This is a genomic window from Brasilonema bromeliae SPC951 (assembly GCF_012912135.1).
Lineage (GTDB): Bacteria > Cyanobacteriota > Cyanobacteriia > Cyanobacteriales > Nostocaceae > Brasilonema > Brasilonema bromeliae.
This window is the reverse complement of the sequence record NZ_QMEB01000057.1, coordinates 1-9,352: the sequence shown is the minus strand read 5'-3', so window position 1 is coordinate 9,352 and position 9,352 is coordinate 1. Positions and strand designations below refer to the sequence as shown.

The 9,352-nt window shown below is 41.5% G+C and carries 8 protein-coding genes; 5 read left to right on the top strand and 3 right to left on the bottom strand.

What is annotated here, in order from left to right; all coding sequences use genetic code 11:
* The first annotated feature begins 27 nt into the window (after positions 1-27).
* Entirely contained in the window at positions 28-147 is a 120-nt protein-coding gene (locus tag DP116_RS30865) for a hypothetical protein (protein ID WP_479686311.1), read from the top strand.
* 407 nt (positions 148-554) lie between these two features.
* Complete coding sequence (locus tag DP116_RS09790; protein ID WP_169155009.1) at positions 555-1,211, top strand: hypothetical protein; 657 nt, start codon at positions 555-557, stop codon at positions 1,209-1,211.
* Positions 1,212-1,498: 287 nt separating this feature from the next.
* On the opposite strand, the gene DP116_RS09785 is transcribed toward DP116_RS09790, so the two are convergent.
* The 3 genes from DP116_RS09785 to DP116_RS09775 all read right to left on the bottom strand — a co-directional run bounded on the left by DP116_RS09785 (position 1,499) and on the right by DP116_RS09775 (position 4,530).
* Positions 1,499-1,678 carry a transposase gene (locus tag DP116_RS09785; protein WP_246275564.1) on the bottom strand — a complete coding sequence of 60 codons (180 nt, stop codon included), beginning with the start codon at positions 1,676-1,678 and terminating at the stop codon, positions 1,499-1,501.
* 636 nt (positions 1,679-2,314) lie between these two features.
* Positions 2,315-3,706, bottom strand: a complete 1,392-nt coding sequence (locus DP116_RS09780; RefSeq protein WP_169155007.1) for an O-antigen ligase family protein — start codon at positions 3,704-3,706, stop codon at positions 2,315-2,317.
* Complete coding sequence (locus DP116_RS09775; protein ID WP_169155006.1) at positions 3,688-4,530, bottom strand: YaaW family protein; 843 nt, start codon at positions 4,528-4,530, stop codon at positions 3,688-3,690. Before DP116_RS09775 ends, DP116_RS09780 begins: the two co-directional genes overlap by 19 nt.
* Positions 4,531-4,888: 358 nt before the next feature.
* Here DP116_RS09775 and mnmE point away from each other — a divergent pair, with 358 nt between their 5' ends.
* The 3 genes from mnmE to DP116_RS09760 all read left to right on the top strand — a co-directional run bounded on the left by mnmE (position 4,889) and on the right by DP116_RS09760 (position 8,726).
* Positions 4,889-6,271 (top strand): tRNA uridine-5-carboxymethylaminomethyl(34) synthesis GTPase MnmE, encoded by a 1,383-nt coding sequence (mnmE, locus tag DP116_RS09770; protein WP_169155005.1) that lies wholly within the window; start codon positions 4,889-4,891, stop codon positions 6,269-6,271.
* A 296-nt stretch (positions 6,272-6,567) separates the two neighbouring features.
* A complete protein-coding gene (locus DP116_RS09765; protein ID WP_169155004.1) occupies positions 6,568-7,626 on the top strand; it encodes a lipase family protein in 1,059 nt (352 codons plus the stop codon).
* Between the two features lie 329 nt (positions 7,627-7,955).
* Entirely contained in the window at positions 7,956-8,726 is a 771-nt protein-coding gene (locus DP116_RS09760; protein ID WP_169155003.1) for an SDR family NAD(P)-dependent oxidoreductase, read from the top strand.
* Positions 8,727-9,352 lie beyond the last annotated feature (626 nt).

Genomic DNA, 9,352 nt, shown 5'->3' with positions numbered 1-9,352 from the left:
ACTCAAACCCAACTTATAGAAACTTTGATGGCAGAAATTCCTGACGAGCAAAAAGCACAAAAATTTAAAGAACGCATTCAGAAAACAACAAGTCATATCAAATCCTTTGGGGCGATCACCAGCAAAATTTCAGCGCTTTTCAAGTGATTACACTCCCTCACTCCCTGTTTCAAACTTCGTCTATAGATCGGAAAATTGCTGTCATCATTGACGCTTCCACTACTGTAAAAATAAGGACTATATGGAAATTTACTCGGTGTTAGGTATGTTGCTAAAAAGTAAACTACGCGGGTCTGCGCTGAAAATCAGAGTTCTTTAGGAGTGAACTACTTCAAGGGCTAAAGACCGGTAGTTTGGCAGTGGAAGGATACACCAGGGGTGGAGTTTATTTTGGTGGTTGGAGGTTTGGGCATTTCGCGAAGCGAACGGAGCCGTAGGCGAATGATATAACTTTTCAATATGTAATTTCACACAAAATCCGTAACTTAGACACATTCCTGACCAGAAACTTTGGTATTTTTCCGGAAGCACACAATTATGCTTTGTAGGGAGGAATGAAATCTGGTGGCTCAAATTCCTTATGGGAAATTTTTACAGCATTTCAGATGGTGGGTCTTTACAGTTTTGATGTTGACAAATATAGAGGAATTAACGTGAAAGTAAGGTTTACTCTTGGGATAATAGGCTGTACGCTGCTAACGGTTTTAACGCCTACCATACTAACTGCTCAGACTCTTCCGTATGGAACAGCACGCCAACCTCAGACTTGCTCATCGAGGGTAGAACCAAAAAAAGGAGCGCCTAGCGTCGAGCAGGCAAAGATGTATTTTCTGTGCGACCAGGAATCGCAGTTTGGGACTCCTGGTCAAGGTGGTTTTAGCAGTTTTATACGCCTTATCAGCGATCTCACTCTTCAGATTGCCCCTAAATCTCGCCCAGCCAATGTAACCGACCTGGAATATAACACTAACCAAAGAGGGGAGCATTTAAGCATAAATATGGACAAACCCGTATACGATATTCGAGGCAGCTACACTAATCATACTTGTTATGAGATTAGGGGTAGAAGTCATTTGCCTGGAAAGAACTGCAATGTGGAGCAATATACCAGCGCGGGTATCTGTTTTCAAAATACCTTTGGCGACTGGCACTGTCGTATGAAAGGTTCAACAAAAAAAGTGGGCGACAACTTACCACCACCTGAGAAGTAGTGAACTGGGCAAAGTGCAACATTTTGAGAGGCTTAAAAGCATTGTTGGACTCGGATTATCATCTTCCGCTTTCTCCTAAACCTAATACCAATTCTCTATGAAGTTGCACTTAATAAAGCTCAGGTGATGTAATCCCATCCACAAATTGAGGCGTTAAGCGTAGCTCTGCCGTAGGCAATCGCTTCGGATGAGATAGAATCTGTGAACCTGTTTTAATACTAAACTGCATTCTAAACCGTAACTTTCAAATAGCGATAGTTCTTGATGGAACTAGACAATCAAAATTTCTAAATTACGCTTTTGAACGCGAATTGGTATAACTTCTGTCTTAACTGATCTAAAGTTGTGCAATGTTCCCAGGACAATTCGTACTTGATGTGTTCCCATAAACGTTCTATAGGATTTAACTCAGGGCTATTTGGTGGCTGGAAAATTGGGATAACATTATCAGGCCATTTTAAATCCAAGGACTTGTGAAATGCCAAAAGTCCATCTGAACCAAATTTAACACCTCAGGGTATGCTTTTGAAAAAAGGTCTAAAAAATCTTGAAAACACATACTATCCAAGTGAGAAAACTCCCAAAAGAAACTATCTCCTGTTGCTGGTTCAACAAGACCATATAGATAAAAGTTTTTTCACATGCGACAACAATACCTTCAGGTTTTACCCCTTTGAGAGTGATTGTGCGACCTGTCATTGTTTTAAGTCCTAAACGACTTACCATGATCACACCAGTACCGTACTTGTTTATCTGACCCCAAATAACGCAGCAACACTTGAAAAATTTGCTGGAAGTTTTTTTTAAAGGCTTCTTGGACTTCAGGTTTCGATGAAAGCGCTGCTATGACATGATATTATACAAATTCTGAGTTCTTCTTAAAAAAGTAAGGGCATCTACAACAGATGCCCGTCATGTAGGAAAACACTACAAAAAGGTATTCCCACATCTTCCCAACAATCAGCGAACGTGACGAAATGCGGGATGAGCCACATACACGGTCACAGTCGTATAAAAGTAATTTTATTAACGTATAACTTGATAAACCACAGTGTATCTTCGGAAAAATCTGGCCAGTGAGCAATGACCTATATAATGAGTTTTTATTTAACCTGTAGCCTTTGGTAATGGTTCTGGCGATAGACAACTCCAGAAATAGCAGCTAAAAATAACCACGAGATCGTATTGAGGCGAAAATCGAATAAGCTGACATCTGCTGTGTTGAATAACACCCAGCCCACAAATACCAGAAGATAACTGAAACATATCAATTTATCTTCTGCCTGATCTACAGATTTTAACTTTTGCAAAAGTTGGACACCCGCAATAAATATCCAAACGAGTAAGCCACAGAATAAAAGAGTCGTGGGAAAACCAGTTTCAGCAAATAGCATTAAAAACAAATTGTGGGGATGTCCCAACCAAATATGCATCTGTGCATCGTACAGAGGAGTAAAATTGCGTAAACCCCAACCAGTCCAAGGACGTTGCTGAGTTAAAGACAATGCAAATTGCCACTGTGTTTTCCGAAGTAACGCGATTGGTCTATCAGGATACAGTTGGTCGTTTAAACGTGCCCAAAAGAAAGCGGGAACAAGCTTACGAAACAATTGAGCTATAGGCAAAGGAGCAAAAGCAGCACAAAGCACGCTTGCGACGATACCAGCAACACCAGCCACAAGAATGTGCCAACCTTCGTAAACCGCATAAGCTAAACAAGCAAAAATAGCGATCGCCCAAGCATTGCGCGAGTCAGTCAAAATCAACGCCACAAAAATGGCAATCATCACTCCTGTTAGGAAAAAGAACGTTCGGTAGGGAGACTGAGGGAGTGAGGGAAGTTTTCCTCCTCCCTCTGTGACTCTCTCCCTGTGTTGTTCCCTTTTGCTGTTGTCTACGTGTCTCCTCAGACGCCGATAGCTTTCCAACCACAACCCTATCCCTAGGATGAAAACTATCATCAGATAACAAGCATTGATGTTGGCGTACATGAATACGGAAGCCATGCGACCTAGTGGTTGTCCTCCAGGTTCTATCTCCCATTCCACGACAAACCACAAAATTCTTATTTTAGAAGACCAGTTTAAAAACAACTGCCCAAATCCAAGAATCACCACTGGTAGGGAACCAAGCACCAAAATCCAAGACATGTGTCGCAGTTGTACAGGTGTCTGAATAAGCGTGCTAAAGCTAGCGAAAACTAAAAAGTACGGTAGGAAATTAAATAAGCCCAGAAAAGCCGCCGTTTTGTCGTTGGCAAAACTAACGGTGATGAGCATGAAGACACTCAAAAGCGCAAATCCCCAGTGGAGGGGACGGCGAATAATTGCGCGGTATTGAGTGAACCAAGATCCCAAGATTGCTAAAACTATACCCACAGCGCCGAGAAACGGAAGCAATGGGAAGACGAGTATTCCCAGTTGGGCATAGTTCCAAGAAGATTGCAAACTAGGGTTGGGATGACGAAAAGCTGGTTTCAAGCAGGCTCCCAACATTCAGCACGAGTCAGACGAATTTGAGCTAGGGCAAATATGGTAGGTATAATTCGACCGTAGTTAGTGGCGATCGCTCTCCACCCCAAGTCCGCAAGAAACCAACTCCACATCACTGGTCCTAAAAAGGCAAACACACTGCGAGTGACTCCATAACGAGCGGCATTAACACTCATACCCTGCTTTGCCATCTGCAGTGTGGCATAATTTTGAAACTGATTTGCTACTGCTCCAGAACCTTGAATTACCGCTTCTTTGGCAACTTGATATGTCGCAAAGTGCATTGCAAATTGACGGGCAATTTGTTTGAGCAACAGTGGCTGGAGAACAGAAGTGACAGCAAGGGCGCTACCGCCTTTGAGAAGTAACCCCAAGGGGTCTCGCTGCAATGTCAGTGGTAGCGGTTCTGTTAATTCTGCTTTTGCTAGCTGACGTTGTATCCGCACAGTCAATTTTTGCTTATCCTTTTCTGGCAATTTTCTCCATACCTGACCCAACAGGTGCAGAAATACCTCAGCTTCTAAATCAACTGTTGTCAGTTCACTAGAATAAGGTATTTTCAAATATTTACACACTTGAATCAGCGCTTGTCGGTAAGTCACCTGACGACTGCGTCCCCGCAAGACCGTTATTCCATCTGCAGCCAAAAAACGAAAGCGTTGCTCTAGTGCATCTAGCCAAGCTTTGCGACCTTTGCTTTGCACTTCTATAGGTTCTGGTGTGTGAACATAATCTAGAGGATTAAACTTACGACTAAACAGAATTGCCGTGAGATCTTGCAATTCTTCGTCGCTTGCTAGCTCTAGTGCTGCCCTTAGTTCATCCAATTTCCCTTCCTCCGTTCCATACAGCTTTTCTGTACTTTATTCTACTATTAGCTTTTTGGACTCGTGAGCCGTCTACCGTGTCTCTTATCCTTTCTTTTGTTAAATTTAGAGTGTGTAAATGGGCTTCAGACATACCCACAAGGGTTTAAATGAGGTGAGCGAAATTGGATGAGCCTTCGGGTGCCCGCACTCTTAGGCGCGCCACCCGTTATGGATAAAAGAAACAGCTTTTTCCCTTACACACGCCAGATACCTACGGAGGGAAACCCTCCTTCAGTACTGGCTCCCCTACACCCTGTTTCTTCTGAGAGTCTCTACAATCGAGAAAGAATTGAATGTCTTGGTTAAAAGGGCGCAAATGTCAGAAATTTTTGCTACTACTGGAACCATTGCCGCGATCGCCACTGCTGTTGTTCCCCAGCAGGGTAGTGTTGGAATTGTCCGCGTTTCTGGTTCACAAGCAATCCACATCGCCCAAACTCTTTTCTGTGCACCAGGACATCAAGTTTGGGAAAGTCACCGGATTCTTTATGGTTACATCCGCCATCCCCAAACGCAGCAATTGGTGGATGAAGCACTTTTGCTGATTATGAAAGCACCCCGTTCTTACACGCGTGAAGATGTGGTGGAGTTCCAGTGTCATGGGGGAATTATGGTGGTGCAAGAAGTTTTGCAACTGTGTTTGGAAAATGGTGCAAGACTCGCACAACCAGGAGAATTTACTTTGCGGGCGTTTTTGAATGGACGACTAGATTTAACTCAAGCAGAAAGTATTGCGGATTTGGTAGGAGCGCGATCGCCTCAAGCTGCACAAACAGCACTCGCTGGTTTACAAGGGAAATTAGCTTCTCCGATTCGTCAGCTACGGGCGATCGCCTTAGATATCTTGGCAGAAATTGAAGCCAGGATAGATTTTGAGGAAGACTTAGCTCCGCTGGATGATAAAGTCATAATATCAGAAATTGAGAGAGTCTCAGCAGAAATTTCTCAGATTCTTGCAACTGCGGATAAAGGGGAATTGCTGCGGACAGGTTTAAAAGTGGCGATCGTTGGGCGTCCGAATGTCGGAAAATCGAGTTTGTTGAATGCTTGGAGTAGAAGCGATAGAGCCATTGTCACCGATTTGCCTGGGACAACCCGCGATGTTGTGGAATCGCAGTTAGTTGTCGGTGGAATTCCTGTGCAGGTATTGGATACTGCGGGAATTCGGGAAACACAAGACGAAGTAGAAAAGATAGGGGTTGAGCGATCGCGCCGTGCAGCCAGTGCAGCCGACTTAGTGCTTTTAACCATTGACGCCACAGCAGGTTGGACAGCACTAGACCAAGAAATCTACTCTCAAGTGCAACATCGTCCCTTAATTTTGGTGATTAATAAAGTTGACTTAGCATCTCCTGAAATGGTGGAATATCCAACAAATATCAACCATGTTGTCAAAACAGCCGCTGCTCAAAACCAAGGTATTGATGCTCTAGAAACTGCAATTTTAGAACAAGTCAAATCAGGCAAAGTCCAAGCCGCAGACTTAGATTTAGCAATTAACCAAAGACAAGCAGCCGCATTGATAAAAGCAAAAACATCCCTAGAACAAGTCCAGGCGACAATAGCCCAGCAGTTACCTCTTGATTTCTGGACAATTGACTTACGAGACGCGATTCATGCTTTAGGGGAAATTACAGGCGAAGAAGTGACAGAATCTGTTCTCGACCGGATTTTTAGTAAGTTTTGTATTGGTAAGTAATATCAAGTTCGCCTAATTAGTTACAATCAAACAACCTCACCCCCTGCCCCTCTCCTTAGCAAGGAGAGGGGTGCCCGAAGGGCGGGGTGAGGTTCTTCGTTTTTTATAAGTGTAGGACTTACGCAAAAACCCTTTGAAACCCTCTTACCTTTGCGTTCTTTGTGTCTTTGCGGTTAATTTTTCATGATTTTGCGTAAGTCCTGAAGTGTTCATCCTAACATGATATAACCAAAATCCTAGGAGTTGCGGGTATAGGGGAATACTAAGTTAAACGCAACTCATTACAAGGATCTGTCATGTTTAATAAATTGAAACAACTCATCACCAATCAGCAAAACGTGATGGAGACATTGCAGGATGATCCTTTTTACTTTCAGCCACAAGCAGTTGGCTATCACCCAAATAATGCCTATACTTTGGGACTGATTTCTTCTTTGGCTTATAAAAATGGTTCACAACTAAATCCAAACCTTCAAAAAGATGTACCGCGTTGGATTTCAAAATTTAATGTTGCAGCTCTTGCTCTAGATAAAACAAAGCCAAATTGGTTTGACTGTGATACTTGGAGTTTAACAGATACCCAAGCGATCGTATTAGAAAATCAAGAGGTAGTGATTATTGGTTTTCGCGGTTCTCAAGAAATCATAGATTGGCTAACAGATTCCCAAATCATACAGCGTACTAAAGGACCTGGAGGTTACGGCGTACATTTTGGAATATATTACGCTCTGATGTCAATTTGGGATAAAATAGAGCCTTACATTAAAAATAAAGGAGACAAAACTCTGTGGTTTACAGGGCATAGTTTAGGAGCTGGTTTAGCAGTCATGGCTACTGCTCATTGTCTGTTTGAACTCAACATTATCCCGAACGGGTTATATAACTATGGACAACCTAAAGTTGGTAGTGAAGACTTTGTTGAAGCATTCAACAAGAAGTTTGTAAACCAGACATTTCGTTTTGCTAATAATAATGATCTTGTGCCTTTTCTTCCTCTGAGTCAATCGGATCTTTCTGTCAAAGTCCCAAATTTAGTTAAATATCTGCCCCGAACTCAGAAGTTGAATATAGTTAATGCCCCCACAATAATTGACTACTATCACGTTGGACATTTGAAGTATTTTGACAAAGATGGTGTTCTTCATGACGAGGGTTTAGGTATTGGCGATAAATGGCTTGATAGGATAGCTGGACATTTAAATAGTTTGTTAAAAATCGCCCCAGGTTCTTTGACAGTTGGAGGTCTGTTTGATCGCGCTGACCTTTTGGGCGATCACATGATAAAGCAATATATTGTCAATTTGAAAAAACATAGAGAGGAATGGGAAATGAATAAGAAATCTGTCTCTAGTTAGTCACGTAATAACTCAAGTTGTGGGTTGGGGTGTCCTATAGCAATCCTAAATCACTCCTCATGAGAAAGAAATAATTGGGCGATTAGAAATCGCTACTACACAAACAAAGTCCACCTACGTGGACTTTATAGAATAACCCGCGTAGGCGGGTTTCGTCTGTATAGCCGCGATTTCTAATCGCCAAGGTTGAATAAAATTTGACTTTTACATTGGATGTAAAGTTTACGTGTTTTCTCATGATTCAATTCGGATTGCTATATTGTAATGAAGTTACCCAACCCTGATTATTCATAATCTTAAAAAGATTGATCTTTTATTAATTAAAACAAATGTCTTTTCTCGAAGAACTTAACAACGCTAACGCATTCATCATAGGAGCAAGCCAAGGCATTGGTTTGGGTTTTGTGCAAAAATTACTGCAAGATGACAGGTTTGCTAAAATTTATGCAACTTATCGTCAGCCAGAGTCCGCTGCTGATTTATTAACTCTTGAAGGCGAACATCCAGACAAATTAACTTGTCTGTCGATGGATATTACTGACGAGTCGCAGATTATTGATGTTGTTCAAAAGATAAGTGCAGCAGTAAATAAGTTGCACTTAGTTGTTAACTGTGTGGGATTGCTGCATGAGGGTGCTTTGCAACCAGAAAAAAGTTTAAAACGTATCAATTCAGAATATTTGATGCACTACTTCCAAGTCAACAGTATTGGGGCTATTCTGCTTGCCAAACACCTGTTACCTTTATTCCGTCATCATGAGCGCAGTATTTTTGCCAGTATTTCTGCCAAGGTAGGTAGTATTGGTGATAATCAACTCGGAGGATGGTATGGGTATCGAGCCTCCAAAGCTGCACTCAATATGTTAATGCGAACAGCAGCCATTGAGTATAAAAGAACGAGTCCCAAAACTGTGATAGTCATGTTACACCCTGGGACAACTGATACACGCCTTTCTCGTCCATTTCAGGCAAATGTACCTCCTGAAAAATTGTTTTCAGTGGAACGCACAGTTAATCAATTATTTGGTGTCATCGAACAGCTTCAGGATGGCGATAGCGGACAGTTTTTTTCCTGGGATGGTAGCCGCTTACCTTGGTAGAAATAGTGAAAATCAAAGAGTTGTCTGAAAGCGACAGATCCCCGACTTCGCAGAAGTTGTCGGGGATCTTGTTTATCAATATTTATGATTGCTATAGGTTTTTAAATATATCAAAAATAAGGTTAAATATCTAGGCAATCAAGGTTAAAAAATGGTTATTGATAAAAAGAAACACACGTAGGGTGGGCACTGCCACTAAAACCCGAATATAGTATGCAGGATCTGATTAGCAGTGCCCACCCTACACTACTCCAGATTTTTCTACTATTTCAGATTGCATTATGGTATCAAAATATAAGGTTAAATATCTAGGCAATTAAGGTTAAAAAATGGTTATTCATAAAAAGTCTAAAACTGTTCACCTCATTGTTTGAAATAGGCAAAACCTTTCTCAAAGCTTTTTGAATCTACGCTTCATAACTTCTATGAGTTCAAAAGCCAGAGAAGCTAATAAATACTTAATAATTTTGGCATTGACTAAGTGCTGTCAATCGAATTATTGTGAGTATCAAGTCATCCGATTCGAGATGAATGGGATGACTTAATGATAAGTTAATGAATCCTTAATATGGTTATAAGTGTTAGCAAGAATAATAAATCTTTCTAGAGATTGATGCTTATTTTTA

Coding starts and splice junctions, on each gene's coding strand:
- DP116_RS30865 (WP_479686311.1), top strand. CDS start 28: ATGGCAGAAATTCCTGACGAGCAAAAAGCACAAAAATTTAAAGAACGC.
- DP116_RS09790 (WP_169155009.1), top strand. CDS start 555: ATGAAATCTGGTGGCTCAAATTCCTTATGGGAAATTTTTACAGCATTT.
- DP116_RS09765 (WP_169155004.1), top strand. CDS start 6,568: ATGTTTAATAAATTGAAACAACTCATCACCAATCAGCAAAACGTGATG.
- mnmE (WP_169155005.1), top strand. CDS start 4,889: ATGTCAGAAATTTTTGCTACTACTGGAACCATTGCCGCGATCGCCACT.
- DP116_RS09760 (WP_169155003.1), top strand. CDS start 7,956: ATGTCTTTTCTCGAAGAACTTAACAACGCTAACGCATTCATCATAGGA.
- DP116_RS09780 (WP_169155007.1), bottom strand. CDS start 3,706: ATGTTGGGAGCCTGCTTGAAACCAGCTTTTCGTCATCCCAACCCTAGT.